19 protein-coding genes are annotated in these 14915 nt (G+C 44.0%); 7 read left to right on the top strand and 12 right to left on the bottom strand.

The genetic code is table 11. From position 1 onward, the window contains the following. Nucleotides 1-38: 38 nt before the first annotated feature. The 3 genes from LI164_RS06725 to ligA all read right to left on the bottom strand — a co-directional run bounded on the left by LI164_RS06725 (nt 39) and on the right by ligA (nt 3109). Entirely contained in the window at nt 39-512 is a 474-nt protein-coding gene (locus LI164_RS06725) for an LPD11 domain-containing protein (RefSeq protein WP_005333427.1), read from the bottom strand. A gap of 21 nt (nt 513-533) precedes the next feature. Next, nucleotides 534-1037, bottom strand: a complete 504-nt coding sequence (locus LI164_RS06720) for an NADAR family protein (RefSeq protein WP_023921566.1) — start codon at nt 1035-1037, stop codon at nt 534-536. 77 nt (nt 1038-1114) lie between these two features. Further along, nucleotides 1115-3109: an NAD-dependent DNA ligase LigA gene (ligA, locus tag LI164_RS06715; protein ID WP_040015507.1), complete on the bottom strand. Its 1995-nt coding sequence runs from the start codon at nt 3107-3109 to the stop codon at nt 1115-1117. A gap of 605 nt (nt 3110-3714) precedes the next feature. On the opposite strand from ligA, the gene LI164_RS06710 reads away from it, so the two are divergent. The 7 genes from LI164_RS06710 to LI164_RS06680 all read left to right on the top strand — a co-directional run bounded on the left by LI164_RS06710 (nt 3715) and on the right by LI164_RS06680 (nt 9051). Further along, nucleotides 3715-3963 (top strand): winged helix-turn-helix domain-containing protein, encoded by a 249-nt coding sequence (locus LI164_RS06710; protein WP_227086911.1) that lies wholly within the window; start codon nt 3715-3717, stop codon nt 3961-3963. Between the two features lie 94 nt (nt 3964-4057). Beyond that, complete coding sequence (locus tag LI164_RS06705; RefSeq protein WP_023921570.1) at nt 4058-4732, top strand: response regulator transcription factor; 675 nt, start codon at nt 4058-4060, stop codon at nt 4730-4732. Further along, nucleotides 4720-5922, top strand: a complete 1203-nt coding sequence (locus tag LI164_RS06700; protein WP_227086910.1) for a HAMP domain-containing sensor histidine kinase — start codon at nt 4720-4722, stop codon at nt 5920-5922. The genes LI164_RS06705 and LI164_RS06700 overlap by 13 nt, the downstream gene beginning before the upstream one ends. 70 nt (nt 5923-5992) lie before the next feature. After that, nucleotides 5993-7057 carry an ABC transporter permease gene (locus tag LI164_RS06695; protein ID WP_005333443.1) on the top strand — a complete coding sequence of 355 codons (1065 nt, stop codon included), beginning with the start codon at nt 5993-5995 and terminating at the stop codon, nt 7055-7057. After that, nucleotides 7054-7710 carry a hypothetical protein gene (locus LI164_RS06690; RefSeq protein ID WP_227086909.1) on the top strand — a complete coding sequence of 219 codons (657 nt, stop codon included), beginning with the start codon at nt 7054-7056 and terminating at the stop codon, nt 7708-7710. The genes LI164_RS06695 and LI164_RS06690 overlap by 4 nt, the downstream gene beginning before the upstream one ends. Nucleotides 7711-7714: 4 nt before the next feature. Next, nucleotides 7715-8587, top strand: a complete 873-nt coding sequence (locus tag LI164_RS06685) for an ABC transporter ATP-binding protein (protein ID WP_005333452.1) — start codon at nt 7715-7717, stop codon at nt 8585-8587. 62 nt (nt 8588-8649) lie between these two features. Beyond that, nucleotides 8650-9051 (top strand): response regulator transcription factor, encoded by a 402-nt coding sequence (locus tag LI164_RS06680; RefSeq protein ID WP_005333454.1) that lies wholly within the window; start codon nt 8650-8652, stop codon nt 9049-9051. Between the two features lie 32 nt (nt 9052-9083). Here the strand turns inward: LI164_RS06680 and LI164_RS06675 are convergent, their stop codons facing one another. The 9 genes from LI164_RS06675 to LI164_RS06635 all read right to left on the bottom strand — a co-directional run bounded on the left by LI164_RS06675 (nt 9084) and on the right by LI164_RS06635 (nt 14906). Next, nucleotides 9084-9368 (bottom strand): hypothetical protein, encoded by a 285-nt coding sequence (locus LI164_RS06675; protein WP_005333456.1) that lies wholly within the window; start codon nt 9366-9368, stop codon nt 9084-9086. A 55-nt stretch (nt 9369-9423) separates the two neighbouring features. Further along, entirely contained in the window at nt 9424-10032 is a 609-nt protein-coding gene (locus tag LI164_RS06670) for a hypothetical protein (RefSeq protein ID WP_005333458.1), read from the bottom strand. Beyond that, complete coding sequence (locus LI164_RS06665) at nt 10032-10409, bottom strand: hypothetical protein (RefSeq protein WP_005333460.1); 378 nt, start codon at nt 10407-10409, stop codon at nt 10032-10034. Before LI164_RS06665 ends, LI164_RS06670 begins: the two co-directional genes overlap by 1 nt. Beyond that, complete coding sequence (locus tag LI164_RS06660; RefSeq protein ID WP_005333462.1) at nt 10390-10968, bottom strand: hypothetical protein; 579 nt, start codon at nt 10966-10968, stop codon at nt 10390-10392. The genes LI164_RS06665 and LI164_RS06660 overlap by 20 nt, the downstream gene beginning before the upstream one ends. A gap of 5 nt (nt 10969-10973) precedes the next feature. Beyond that, nucleotides 10974-11222, bottom strand: coding sequence for a hypothetical protein (locus LI164_RS06655; RefSeq protein WP_005333464.1), 249 nt, complete (start codon nt 11220-11222; stop codon nt 10974-10976). A gap of 19 nt (nt 11223-11241) precedes the next feature. Further along, nucleotides 11242-11760, bottom strand: coding sequence for an AbrB/MazE/SpoVT family DNA-binding domain-containing protein (locus LI164_RS06650; RefSeq protein WP_005333466.1), 519 nt, complete (start codon nt 11758-11760; stop codon nt 11242-11244). A gap of 62 nt (nt 11761-11822) precedes the next feature. Next, the gene (locus tag LI164_RS06645) at nt 11823-12509 is read right to left on the bottom strand and encodes a hypothetical protein (protein ID WP_227086908.1); all 687 of its coding nucleotides are present in this window, start codon (nt 12507-12509) and stop codon (nt 11823-11825) included. A 16-nt stretch (nt 12510-12525) separates the two neighbouring features. After that, entirely contained in the window at nt 12526-14643 is a 2118-nt protein-coding gene (locus LI164_RS06640) for a nitric oxide reductase activation protein NorD (RefSeq protein ID WP_005333469.1), read from the bottom strand. Continuing rightward, nucleotides 14640-14906 (bottom strand): helix-turn-helix domain-containing protein, encoded by a 267-nt coding sequence (locus LI164_RS06635; protein WP_005333471.1) that lies wholly within the window; start codon nt 14904-14906, stop codon nt 14640-14642. Before LI164_RS06635 ends, LI164_RS06640 begins: the two co-directional genes overlap by 4 nt. Nucleotides 14907-14915: the final 9 nt, after the last annotated feature.

Here is a 14915-nt window from a genome sequence, read left to right as displayed (position 1 = left end):
ATAATATAGAGGGTAATTTCTGATAAATGATGAATTGTCTAGTCTGAGCAGTTCTTCACGGGTATTCCGGTTTCTGTCATTACTTTTTCGTACTGAAGAAGCTGTTCCCAGGTCAGCCATTCCGGTTTCTGATCTGTGGGAAAACCATTCCATAATTCTTTCATACGGGCAATATGGTTTTGAACGCTATGATTGCATAGGATAGACGGACTGCGATTTCCGTAGCCCAGATAGTATTCACAGTCAGACTGTAATTTACTTAACATCCGGTACTCGAATTCATAGGAACTTCTTTGATACGGAGCCGGATGAAATGTGTACTCCTGCTGTATGGGATGGGAAGGTTCTCCATCAATATGGTTAAAAGATAAAGAATAAAGATTCGGTTCAGGCTCTTTGCCAAGGTCAATATCCTTCCACAACTTTCCGAATTGGTCCTTATATACCGGACAGGAAAAATCATCCATGCCAGTATACTCAAGCACTAATTTTGTTTTTGCATTTTCATTCATTCTATTAGACCATCCTTTCCTTTATTGCAGACATTGAGGTATATTATTGGGCGCTGTTTCTGCATTCCACTGCAGCTTCGCACGTACATCCATCAGGATGATTCCTAACTGGTTTTCTCCGCAGTTATTGACTTTGCCCCAGAAATAGTCACCCCAGTTGTTTCCTTCAATAAGTGTGGACTCTCCGGTTGCAAGAAGTTTATCCCGGAGTTCCGGGTTCTGCATGAATTTGCACATGCAGATTTCATACATGAGCCGGACTTTCACTTTTTCCCAGTCCGGGCGTAATGTAAGATCTCTGCCGAGTTTCTTTGCATCAGAAGGATTATGCATCCGAAAAATACAGAATTTGCGTTGCTCTCTCGCAGAGAGTGTTTTCTGCGCTTGAAAAGCAGCTTCATTATTTGCATAGGTTTGTCCCATGTAAGAGACCGGTGCCGGATAGAAATTGCTTAGAAAAGCATAATCTCCCCGAAATTCATTGATCTGTGTAGGTATGCGCTTGCTTGTATTTGTTTGATTCATTATAAATTCCTCCTTTGTAAAAGAGGTGCGGCCTTTCAGCCACACCTCAAAATAATTCTCATCTATTGCAGAGATGGTTATGCAATCATCTCCAAAAATTCAGCTTCTGTAAGAATTGGAATACCAAGGCTCTGGGCTTTTGCCAGTTTGCTGCCGGCTTTTTCCCCGCAGATCAGGTAATCGGTTTTCTTTGTTACAGAGCTGCCAGGTTTGGCACCAAGCTCCAGAATCTTATCGTTGATACCGTCTCTGGTAAAATGCTCCAGTTTCCCTGTTGCTACGATGGTACATCCTGTAAATTTGTTTTCTTTTGTCATAATGGTCTCTTCCTTTCTTTGTTCAAATGTGAATTCGTTCTGTAAGTTTTTCCATAAATCAAGATTTGCTTCATCTGCAAACCAGGAATGGATGTTGTGATTTAAGATTTCGCCAAAATCCTCCAACTGAGTGAAGTCGTAATCTCCGACAGCCGCCTGTTCAAATGCAGTTAAATTTCCGGAAAATACGGTGTCCAGAATCCGGCTTTTGGTTCTGCCGATCATAGGAATATCCATGGAAACCAGATAGCGGACAAAGCTGGTCCTCCGGCTGGCGTTGATGGATTCCCACAAGCGGTCGAAAGATTTCTCACCATATCCGTCCAGTGCCACAATATCTTCCCGGTGTTCCTCCAGATGATAGATGTCCTGAAAAGAGTGCAGATAGCCCAGATTCAGGAATTTTTCTAAAGTGGCTTCTGACAGTCCTTCGATGTTCATTGCCTTCTTGCTGGCAAAATGGACAAACCTTCTTGTGATCTGGCTGTCGCACTGCGGATTATCACAATGCAGAGTTTCTACGGTGCGACCGTCGCTGGTCTTACGGCTGTAGGTTCTGGTTTTGGAACCACAGCAAGGGCAGACCGGAGGCGTGATGTCGGTATACCTTCCACGATCCAGATTATCCTCTATATGTGGGATGATCATGTTTCGTTTGGAAACAAGAATCCGGCATCCGGGTACAAGCTCCAGATTTTTGATAAAGGTCAGATTATGAAGGGAAGCTCTGGAAACATCACAGCCGTCAATCTCCACGGTATCGAAGATGCCGACCGGAGCAATCTCTCCGAATCTGGTCGGTGTCCATTCAATTTCACGCAAGAAAGTTTCGTAGGTATCATCCTCAAACTTATAGGCGAGGCCGTCCTTATAGTGGTGTCCGGTTTTTCCGCAGCTTTTGGAGTAGCTGAGACTGTCAAAAATCATGACAATGCCATCGATAGGAAGATGTAAATTTGCTGCTGTGGATACCAATTCCTGAATGAATTTCTCCGCATATTCTTTTGAAAGTCCGGTTCCTGAAATTGAGAAAAACGGGCAGTAACCAAAGCCCAGGTGTGTTAAACCTTCTAATTTGCAGGCTCTGCTGTCCGGGAAGGGAACATCCTCCATTCCTTCTAATACATTGAACGGAAGAAAGCGAACACAACGTCCGATACAGTTCTTCGGATCAAGACTTCGTACTGATCCGGAAGCAAAATTACGTCCGTTTTTATAAGGTTTTCCATTTCCATCACGCAGAGTATCTTTCAGACGTTCAAAATCATTGGTTGGTATAAAAGACTCACCGGTAATGACCAGACGTTCTTTGTGTGGAATGGTAAGCGGTACATTTAAAAATGCCGGGATATTGTGTGTAATATCTTCCCCCACTTCACCATCTCCACGGGTAGAAGCCTGAATCAGTCTGCCATCTTCGTAAATGAGTTTGGTAGTCAAACCGTCCAGTTTCAGCATAAAGAGAACTTCCTGTCCTTTCATGAAATCTAAAAGCTCTGAAATCAGTTTTGTTTTCTCAAGCGAGAGCAGTGGAATCGGATGGGTGACTTTGGCAAGTTCACTGACCGGATAATATCCAACCGTCTGTGTCGGAGAATTTGACAGGATGAAACCAGTCTGTTCCTCCAGTTCCTTCAGTTCGTCAAAGAGTCGGTCATACTCGGCATCAGATACCAGAGGGGCATCCTGATTGTAGTAGGCATGACGGTATTCATTGAGTTGTTTTACAAGATTCTTAATTCTTTTGACTGACATAGAGTCTCCTTTCTTTTGTGGCGTGCCAGTTCCGGAATCATTTGTTTCCGTAATCCTCCTTTCCCTGCGTTCAGGCATAAAAAAAGAGAATGACGCTTATGTTCATTCTCAAAATAGATGCAGTTTCCTGCAAAATAAAAAAAGCCAGAAGTCCCTGCTGCTTGTTGGGCATAGGAAAACTCCTGACTACGTTTCAAACCTAAACTGCGTGTGATAAATCCTTTCCGGATTGACACAAATAATTGATATAAGAACAGTATAACACTAGATGTAGTATATGTCAAATGAAATAGATTCCTCAATGAAGCTTTTGCCTTATGTTGATGACAAATTTGTCGGCTACAGGAATAAAAGCGTTCAGGATTTCAGATTTGCCCTAAGCGAAGGAATTCGTAGCCAGGTATTTTTTGCCACTTTCGTGTAGAAAGTCGAAAACCAGATAAAATCAATCTCTGTCATAAATGCCTCTAAACTGTTTTTACATCGTAGTGGTTATGCAAGTTCTAAATTTAAAAATAATTTTCACGAATAACTAACTTTTCTATATGCTGAATTGTCATAAAATATAGATTATTAAATTTGAAAGCAGATTGAAGGTGATAAACATGAGAAGTTATAAACGGTATACCAGGCGAAAGAGACTTTTGAAGCAAATCGCTGTGGTTGCTTTATCTCCTAATCGGGTATTCACGAAAGAACAGATCTATCAGCATATCTATGAGGAAGCGGAGTCAGAAGTGAATAACCGAATTTACGGTCTGATTAAGAACTTGAGAAAGAAAATAGAAGAAAATCCGGAAACACCGCACCACATAGAAACGATACGTGGTGTTGGTTATCGCTTTCGGGCATAAAAGGAGCCGTCCGGCAATGGGCGGCTCGAAGTGTTTCTCTTGTTGTTTATTTATTGTTTTTTTCGTTGTATACTGATAAAACGAGGTGATAAAAGTGGCATATAGAATTTTGATCGTGGATGATGACATCGAATTATTAAAGATGTTAAAGAACTATTTTGAAATCAAACGATATGATGTAATGATGGCAGAAGATGGCACAGATGCTTTGGAAAAAATCCATAAGAAACCGGATATTATCTTGCTGGACATCAATATGCCTAAAATAGACGGATTAGAAGTATGCAGACGTATCCGGGGCAAAGTAACTTGTCCCATTATCTTCCTGACGGCAAAAGTGGAGGAGCAGGACAGGGTAAACGGGCTTTTATCCGGTGGGGATGACTATATACTGAAGCCGTTTAGTCTGAAAGAACTGGATGCTCGTATTATTGCACATTTGAAGCGTGAGGAGCGTCATAAAGGGAAGTCTGAATACAGATTCCACGGAGACCTCAGTATTGATTATGGAGCAAAGAGGGTTCAGATCGGTGAAAATGATTTGGAGCTTACGAAGCTGGAATATGCAATCATTGAGTTTTTGTCCATGAATCCAGGACAGGTTTTTGACAGGGAGCGGATATACGAAAAGGTGTGTGGTTATGATGCGGAAGGTGACAGCCGTGTTGTTACGGAACTGATCCGGAGAGTGAGAAAGAAACTGGCGGAATATACGCAGACAGAATACATTGAGACAGTATGGGGGATGGGGTATCGATGGAAAAGATAAGAAATTTATCCTTGAAAAAGACAATGGTTTTATATACGATACTCAGCTTGATTGTCACTTTTTTTCTTTCTGTGTCAATTATTGAGATTGCCGGGCAGATACAGAAGGAGGTCTGGTGGAAGTACGTGGATCAGGACGAGTATTATCAGGCAATGAATGACCGCAATGAAAATTTTGAGGTAGTGGTACCGAGACCGAATCAGAGTAAAATGAGCAGAATGGACTGGCATATTTCAGAAACCTGTGATTTCCTTCAGACGTACGGAGTATTGCTTTTTTCTTTTGCCGGATGTGGAATTGCGGTCAGCCTGTTTTACAAAAATAAATTAAAGAGACCGATTCAGGAACTGAAGATGGCATCACAGATGATTGCGGAGGAAGATCTGGATTTTCATATGGCTTATGAGAACGAGGACGAGATGGGGATGCTGTGCAGGGAATTTGAAAGGATGCGTGGGCAGTTGGAAGAAAATAACCGTAGACTTTGGCAGATGATCGAAGATGAGCGGGTACTGCGTGCAGCGATTGCCCATGATATCCGCTCGCCGCTTGCAATCATGCGGGGATATCAGGAAATGCTTTTGGAATTTGTTCCGGAAGATATGCTTGATCAAGAGAAAATGATGGAGATGTTAAGGGGCGGTATGCTTCAGATTGAACGGATGAACCATTTTATTGATAGTATGAGGAAGATGACGAAATTGGAAGAACGGGAATTAAACTGTTCCGTGGTAGATATCCGGCAGTTGATAAACCAGATAGAAGCTCTGGCAGAAGTCGTGGTGGAAAAATCAGAAAAGAATTTTACAGTGACGACAGTGAGAGAATCTGAAATACTGACTGCGGATGAGGAAATCATCATGGAAGTAGCGGATAATCTGTTGGCTAACGCATTCCGCTATGCCAATCAGGAAGTTAGGCTGAAGCTGACAGTGACACCCCAATATCTGAAAATGAGTATCAGGGATGACGGAATTGGATTTCAGGAAAATATCGACAGGGTGACACAGGCGTTTTATCATGAGAATCCACAGGATGACTTAAAGCATTTTGGAATGGGTATGTATATCAGCCGTATCTACTGCGAACGGCATGGTGGGAAACTGCTGATAAAAAATGTAGCAGATGGCGGTGCGGAAGTTGAGGCAGTGTTTAAAAATTATGTATTAGAAGAACAACAGCAGAAATAAATGGCTGTTGTTTTTTTGTTGTGATTTGTAGGCTATGCTGTTTGTAGAAAAAAGAAAGGCGGGATGACTTATGAAAGCAATCATAAAAAGGAATCTGAAAAATTATCTTAAAAATCCGATATTCTGGATCGGTTTGATTGTTGTTTTAATCAGTATGTACCAGACACTTGCACCCTATCTGTCCATTCATTACGTGAAGTCGGATGAAACCTTCAGGAAGGTAAAAATGGCCTCCGATGGGGATGTTATGGAGGGATGTATTCCGGCAACACCGGATAAGGAGAGAGAACTGTGGGAGAAAGAGATTGTAAAGATACTTCAGGACACAGAGAATGGGTTTGGCATGTCGGAAGTAGAGGCGGAGGCAGTGATATCTGAGATGAAACAGATGAAGATTACGGAGGCGTGTCAGTATCTGAAAACGGAATACCACTTTAATGGTGCCAATTATGTGTATGAGGACGTTTCATGGTATCAGGGAAGCCCGGAGGAAGTCAACCGGTATATCAGAGAAAATCTTGAGAAACATCCATTCTCCTATTATTTCGGAAGAAAATTTACAGATTTTGCAAGCCTGCATATGGCATTCTTTGCAACGGTTCTGCTGGCGTTTTTATTTTTCCAGGATATGAGGAAAAATACTTATGAATTGCTGCACACCAAACCGATGACGGCTTTTCAATATATTGCCGGGAAAATAAGCAGTGGATTTCTCATTATGACGGCGGCACTGGTCATTATGAATATCGTATTTATCATTTTGTGTTACGCCACGGCAGTAAAATCAGGATTTGCTATGAACATACTGGATTTTGTTCAGAATTCGATCCTGTATGTCCTGCCGAACATCCTGATGATCTGCTGTGTGTATGCGGTTACAGCGCTGCTGTTTAAGAATCCGCTTCCAGCGGTTCCGGCGCTGGTTCTTTATATCATTTATTCTAATATGCTGACATGGGATAGCAAAGGACAGTGTCATGCAAGACCATTCTCTATTATGGTTCGATTTCCGGGGAATTTTTTTGAAACGGAATTGCCACATCAGGTATATCTCAATCAACTGCTTCTTGTGGCAGCATCCATACTGCTCATGTTTATAGCGGTGTGGATGTGGAAAAGGAGGAGAGTATATTGAAGAAAGAAGTAAAAATATGTATGCCATATTATAAAATTGCATATTCAATCGCTTTTGTTGTGATATTGAGTGCAATCCAGCCTGTTGTATATGCGAATGAAATCGGGCAGGCAGTAGAAAGAGCTGTTTCGCTTCTGGCAGTCGTTTTCTGTGCAGATACTTATCTGGTGGAAGTGCAGAGCAAACGCTCGGAAGTATTCTGCCTTTATAATCTAAAAAAGCAGGCAGGGGTAGTTTATAAAAGACTATTTGTGCAGGTAGCTTATCTGATTGGAATCAGTTTGTTGGCATATGGACTCTTTTATTGGCAGAAACCGGTGAATCTGACAGAAGAATTAGATGGCGGTGCCTTGTTTGGAATTTATTTTATTGCGATTCCCGGAACTGTTTTGTTTTGGAGTGTGCTTTCCGTAACTGTCAGCAATCTGGTTCGAAACAGATGGATTGGTATGGGTGTCGTGCTGCTTTTCTGGTTTTTCTCTATTTCCGGAAAGGCAACTCAGTTTTTGAAAAACTGGGGACCATTTTCCTACGGAACTTGTGATTTCGGTAAGCTGACAGAGTGGAGATGGCTTGGCGGGAAGGTGCTGTGCGTGGTATTTGCGGGGATGATGCTTGCATTTGTTCCTAAGATATTAAAGAAGAGAGGGTAAGATTATGAGTATAAGAATAGACGATTTAACAGTAACATTTAAAAATGGAGTGACAGCGGTAGATCATGTGGATCTGGAAATCCCACATGGGATATTTGGTCTGTTAGGTGAAAATGGTGCAGGAAAAACAACGTTGATGCGGGTGCTTACAACGGTGCTTGCACCCACAAGTGGAAAAGTTCTGTTAGATGGTACGCTATATTGCGAAGCAAATTACGAAAAGATACAGAAAAAGATTGGGTATCTGCCACAGGAAATTGATCTGTATCCGTCTTTGACTGTTCGAGAATGTCTGGAGTATATGGGAGATCTGGCTGGAATTGAGAAAAGAGAAAGCAAGAAAAGGATTGATTACTATCTGGAGAAGACCAGTCTTGCAGACCATCAGAAAAAGAAAATGCGGCAGCTTTCAGGTGGAATGAAGCGAAGAGTTGGATTAGTGCAGGCATTACTCCATGAGCCGGATTTTTTAATTGTGGATGAACCAACAACAGGGCTCGATCCGGAGGAACGCATCCGTATCCGTAATTTACTGGTAGATTTTGCAGAAGAACGCACCGTATTATTTTCAACGCATGTGGTGGAGGATCTGATGGCAACCTGTAATCAGCTTGCGGTTATGAAAAAAGGTAGATTCCTTTATACAGGAACAATGAGGGAATTATTGAATAAGGCAAGAGGGCATGTATGGGAATGCTGTACAGAGGACGAAAGCCTTGCAAGAGAATTAGAAAGAAAATATCATATTTCCAGTAAGCAGTATACGGAGGAAGGAATTAGATTAAGACTGTTAGGGGAGAATATGCCGTCAGAAAGTGGATGTATAGCTTGTGACGTAACTTTGGAAGATGCATATATCTATGTAACCAATCGATAAACATTGTTAATGAGGAGTGAAAGCTAAATGCTAAGAAAAGCAGGTGATGTTATGGGAAAGTGATGATTCTTACCATTTCTGATTCCGAAGAGGGAATCCTGAATAAAATTAAATCAGTTCTAGCCTGCGAAAGTACGTTAGAAGTTATGGAGATTACAAATTCTGAAAAGTTGACATTCCAAGGTTTGGAAATAGACCAGCTTCAGCGGAGCGTAATCAAAGATGGTAAGGTTGTGGAACTTACCAGACATGAATATGACCTGCTTTTTTATCTGGCCTTATCCCCCAATCGGGTATTTACAAAAGAACAGATTTACCAGCATATTTATGAGGATGTGGAGTCAGAAGTGGATAACCGTGTCTATGGGTTAGTCAAGAATCTGAGAAAGAAAATAGAAGAAAATCCGGAAGAACCGCACTACATAGAAACGATACGTGGTGTAGGCTACCGTTTTCGGGCATAAAAAGAGCCGTCCGATTGGGCGGCTCGAAGTATTTAAACAGCAGTTTTCTTCACTGCCTGTTTATAGTTACCGGTAGCATCGTAATCTCCAGAGAGGAGCAGATTCTGGCGAAATTGCTCCAGTTTGATCTTGAAGCGTTTCCCATCCTCAACAGTCGTAAGCATGGTAAGAGCTTCTAGCATTCCCTGAATATATCCGGTTAGCAGGTAATATCTGCAGGGTTCTTCCGATGGTGAGATATTGGACAGGGTTTCTTCCAGATGTTCCTGACGTTCCCTGAGCCATGCATCCCAGACATCCAGTTCCAAATCAGTCATGGTGTTCCTCCTTTAAATCTGATGATAATCGTCTTTGGTGTGGAGGGGAGAAGTTTCATGCACAAGCATTTTTCTGCTCCAGATCCAAATATGGATTTGTAAATTCAAAAATAATAAGTTCATCCGCATCGAACATGAGCTCCAACTCTTTTAGTGTAGCTGCTGGATATCCGCAATCTCTGAATCGTTCTAATACGTCTGTTTCCGTTTCAAATGGTTCACCGTCTTCCAGCTTTTCTCCGATTATTAAGCCACATGGAGTCAATAGGCTTTCTTCATATAAGCGGACACAATATCGGTCAGGGAAAAATAGGTGTGCTTCATCCGTGTTATAATAAATTCGTTCTCCAGGTTCTATGCTTTGCATCACAAAGGGAACATGATATGCAGCGGCTATCGCCTGATATGCTTCATAAAGTGGAGTCCATGCTGTCTCTAAAGAAAGTAGAATATACGTATCATTCCATTCCATGTAGCTGACATTTCCACGAAGAGATATTCCGGTGGAATCTATTTTCTTGTGGGAAAATAAATTGCCAATCCAGCATAAATCAGGATTCTGGTTCAGAATGATGTAGGTTTCCAGGTCCTCCCACAAGTCATATAGTCCTTCCGGATTTCCTTCTGTATAAAAGATCACATCATCACAGCAGATATTTGCCATTACACATCCACCTCCGTTCCAAAAGTTTCACCCATATTCTGGTTGGAAACCGTAAGGTTTACAGGGGATAAGGTGCCAGAGGCAAGCCATTGTTCGATTGCATCAATTACCTGCTCCAGCGTGTCGTTATAAGCCACATTGCAGTCTTCCAGTCGGAGAAACTGCAGGTATGCTTCATGAAGAAGGCTTGGATCATCACGCAGCGTTTCATATGGAAGGTTGCAGAGTCCGATTCTTTCCTCCAGACGTTCCATGGAGCGGCGGATGAAGTCGCAGGAAATAAATTGTTCCCGGTAGATGTTATAAGCAGCTTCAAGCTGGTCATAGGTCAAAATAAATGAGACTTTCTCGCAAGGATTAGATGGTTGTTCTTTCATGGTAAATTCCTCCATTCATACTATGATTGGCTGGTGGTACGGATTCTCTTTGTTCGGGAGTAAGATGTACCAGTAGTTTCCAGCGCAGGTCGATTTCTCGGTGAATCCAGGTATCATTTTCATAAACTTCATGTGTCAAAAAATTGTAAATTGTCGGTTCTTTTTCTATATCATCCAGATCTGCGACCAGACAAGTTGCCTGATTCACATAGGGCCAGAGTGCCTGTTCGACCATATGGCGTAGTTCCAGTATCAGAGGATATATCTGTCCTACATCATAGGTTTTGGACATGCAGGAGCTGATTTTCTTCAGCATCCCGGAAGTTTGTATCATCTGGTTGATGACGGTACATTGTTCCTCCACATCTGCATCCGGATTCAGGACCAGCCGGTGGAGCAGCACAGATTTTGCATAGGCAGAAGCGGTCAGGTTGATGTTTCTGACCAGTTCTTCATACGGCTGCTTATACTGTGTCTTCAGCACTTCCAGAGGCACATGTTCCCGGTTCTTCTTTAAGGTGGAGAGGAGCCCCGAAAGGCAGCTCTCCAGTTCTTCCATTCTTGTCAAGCACACATCGCCTCCAGCTCCATCGGAACACGGGTGTAGCTGAGACGGTAAATACTGTTGCAGGTCTCAAATACCACACCGTTTTCGGATACTTCCAGAATACTCTGCACCGGACTGGTAGCAAAGGTCTGGTTATAACTATAGATCCACGCCCGTTCTCCCAGATGGAGGGGCAGGGACAGGATTCCGGTGAGGACATATTCTTTCTTTTGGGTGGTGTGTAAGGTTATATTTGTATTCTTCATTGATTTCACGCTCCTTTCCTTACTTAATTTTGTTTGCAATTACGGCAGCGACCAGTTTAGCGCATCCCAATTCCATCTCGGATAAATGCTGTCCGGTTCTGGAACAGAGAAGAAGTGCCAGCGGCTCTCTGTCTTCCCTTAAAATCGGGAAAAAAGCACAAACCGGTTGACGGGTGTTGGATACCGGGTAGACAGGGCAGTTCTCAGCAGAGATCAGTTCCTGGCCGTCCGCAACCAATTCGGCGAGTTCTTCTGTAACGGGAGTGCCTTCCGGAAGATAGATGCCCGCAGATACGAGTATGTGAGCCTCACTGCAAATTGCGATACCACAGTGGATGACACTGTAGAGGACGGAAAGATAGGAAGCCATTTCCTCTTTTCCGTTTAAGTGGGTAGGGCATTTGCGTAAAAGCAGCTCCATTCCCACATTTTCCAGTTCCAGTGCATCTCCGTCTGAGAGCTTCATTTGTTTCCGGATTTCTGCAGGGATGACGATACGCCCCTGAGAGTCCATGGTCCGGATGAGTGCAATATTCATAACTAAAGTCTCCTTTCTTAAAAAGAGGAGAAGCAGTAAAGTACCGCTTCTCTTCTGAAAATTTAGGCAGCGTAAGGCGGAGCCTGTGCTGTCTGTTGCATTTGACTGTTCTGCTGGTCTGCCAGCATCCGTTTTCCGTTATTGATCAGTGATGCAGCAATCACCGTTTCCCAGTTGGAAATATAGGAATCCGTCCGCTTCAGAAGCGTGAACAGATCCATGTCGGTAAGCTGGATGGCTGTCGTCTTTTCGGACTGGAAGCTGCGTGGCTGCATGTAGGAACCACCGTTCTTATTCTGTGCTCTGATGCCTTTCCCATTTACAATCTGGATTTTCCATGGGCTTTTCATAGGCTGCCCTTTGGAATCATAGGGATGTCTGGAGATATAAAACATCTGGGCTGTGGAATAACCGTTCTGATCGGGATTGCCGTAGATCTTGCTCTGGCTCCATTCAAATTCCTGAAAACCGGAAGTGATCCGGGTTAAGAGGAACTGGATCTGTTCCGGTGCCAGGTTGAAACGGGTGATGATATTCCGGTCTCCGGTACCGTTGGAATAATCCTGAATGGTGATGCAGATTAAAGAATGTACTTTATGCCCGTTTTCCTGATATTCCCCTTTGGCATGTAGCTGTGCATAGTTGCCGAGTGGTGCGTAGCGGAGCCGGTCATAAAAGGCAATGAGTGCCCGGTCATTCTGGATCTTGCAGATCTGGTCGGTAATCCGGTTTTGATAAGTTTCATTCATGAGTATTCACCTTCCTTTATTTGAGATGCTGTTTGACAAGCTGTGCCATATTCTTTGGAAGCTCTTCCAGTTTCGTGATATCCAGGAATCCGTCCTTGTAAATCCTGCGGATATTTTCCTTATCGTCACCAATGGCAGCCGCAAACAGGATGACATCCCGTTTTTCGTATTCTTTCTTGATGCCCCGCAGATCTGCCTCTGCTTCCGTTCCGCTGTAGCCGTAATCGGCTGGTTGACCGTCAGAAATCAGGATCAGCAGCTTCTGAAGCTCCGGGCGTGTGCACAAATGCTCTGCTACGAAGCGGAGAGCTGCGCCGTCCCGGTTCCCGTTGCGGTCGCACATATCCATCAGCCGGTAACAGTCCTCATTGTCCACAGAATCAAATTCTGCATAGGAGTAAAGAGCAACGCCGCCTGCATCCGTGGAATGCCCGTAAATGGTGATAGGGATACCGAGGCTTTTACAGAAATCATAAAGGACAATGGCAGTCTTTCTTGCATGTGTCATCCGGTCACCCCAACCCATCGAACCACTCTCGTCAATCAGGAGGGCAACAGCCAGACGTTTTTCCTCTCCTGGAAGTCTGGTTCTGGTAAAGATGGTTCCGTCTGTCTTATAGAGAGCATGGGAGTCCAGACGTTTTCCAAACAGGAGATTCTTCTGCTTTCCGCCTTGCTGTTCTTCTTTCAAAAGCGGCAGGATGGTGCTTTGCAGCTTTTTGGAAGCCCGCAGGAGCGGGGGAGCAACTGTCTGGTATTCATTCTTCAGGTAATCGGAAACACTGGTCAGGCGATGGATGGTAACATGGATGCCTGCATGGGCATTGCCGTAATGAATATCATTGGCTGTTTTCTGCAGTTCCTCGGTCAGTTCCGTCTGACAGTCTTCCTGCACCTTTTCTGCAGCCACATCGTTCAAGATCCGGAACAGATCCTCTGCAGCATGCTCATAGCCGCTGCCCTGATACTGACTGACATAAGTGACGCCGGGGTTGTTTTCATCCAGAATGGTATTGGTCTTTGTAAGAGCGATGCGCCCGCCTTCTTCCGAAAGCACCTGTTTGGCTTCCTCTATAGCATCCTCTTTGGTACGTGGACCGGAAGGAGCATTGCCCTCATCATTCCCGCTTCCTTTTGGGGAAGCTGGTTTGATATTCTTTGGAATGGCACCGCTTTTTCCGGTCGGAAGAGGAGCGCCGCTGCTGACTTCATCCCCCAGAAGATCTTCCAGAGCATCGGCAGCGGAATCCTCGCCATGCATTTCCAATTCCTCCCGTGTTTTTTCGATGAGCGGCTGGATATAGTTCCAGGTCAGGGCTAAGAGCGCATTGGAAACCAGCATCCGGTCAGTGCCTTTTTCCGATTCCATTGCCGTATCCAGAAGATCGGTACAATCGGAAATGGTATCCAGATAATCCCCCTGATAGCCGGTGGGATTGTTGATGTTTCCGGTCCGGCAATAGGAAAGGATCAGGTTGGCAATGATGGAAAATGGCTGGTATTCTTTGTCAATTTGTTCCTGTATGGAAGGAATCTGTTCGGACATACGCAGGTTATTGAGTTCAATCCCCTGTCGGAAGGTGCCGTGGAATTCCTCACACATACGGTCTTCAATATGGATGTCTTCCAGAATGTTTTGAAAAGTTGCGGCGCATCGTGCCAGTGTCAGGCATCCGGCTTTGTCCTTTTCTTCTAACACTTCTTTGATCTCCTCCAGTGCTGTCTGATAAGCTGGAAGGGATAGCTCCGGCTCCTTCGGATAGAAGGAACCGTTTTCCAGACTCCTCAGATGAACAGCGTGGGCTGTGAAATCAGAATAGAGTAAGTGCCCCACTTCATGCCCGGTGAGCCCTGTCAGGCTCTGGGAACGTAAGAAACGGGTGGGGAAAGACTGGGTGATCGGGTTCGCTGCGTTGAGATGTACCTTATAATTGTCGGTATATGCAACGCCTGCCTGTTCGGAAATGTCCCAGTCCAGCAGTACCTGCAGTCCATACCGGTAACGTCCGGTAACGGCTCTGGCAAGGGAGGTCTGGTACTTCTGATAGGCAGCGGAGAGGAATAACTCCTCATCCGCAATGGAATCCTCTTTTGCCCGGATTAGTTTCTTTAAATTTCTTTGGCTGTGATTCACGTGATATTCTTCCTTTCTTTTCTTAGATTTTTTGTCAGCAGTTCCTCCATCGTGCAGCCGTAATACACAGCAAGGCGAAGGACGGCATAAGCCATCGGGGAGGAGTTTGCATTTTCATAATTCATAATGGTTTTCGGGGGAAGATTTAAGATTCTGGCAACTGCCTTTTGTGATAACTTCGGTGTTTTGGCTTGCCGGAGATAAGACAGATTATCTGCCAGATGCTTTCGGATCTGGGCTTCTGTGAGTGCTGCTTTTCTCATAGGCGTGTC

The sequence above is a fragment of the Dorea sp. 210702-DFI.3.125 genome (genome assembly GCF_020560945.1).
GTDB classification, from domain to species: Bacteria; Bacillota; Clostridia; order Lachnospirales; family Lachnospiraceae; genus Dorea; species Dorea formicigenerans.
This window is presented reverse-complemented; position numbering and strand designations above follow the sequence as displayed.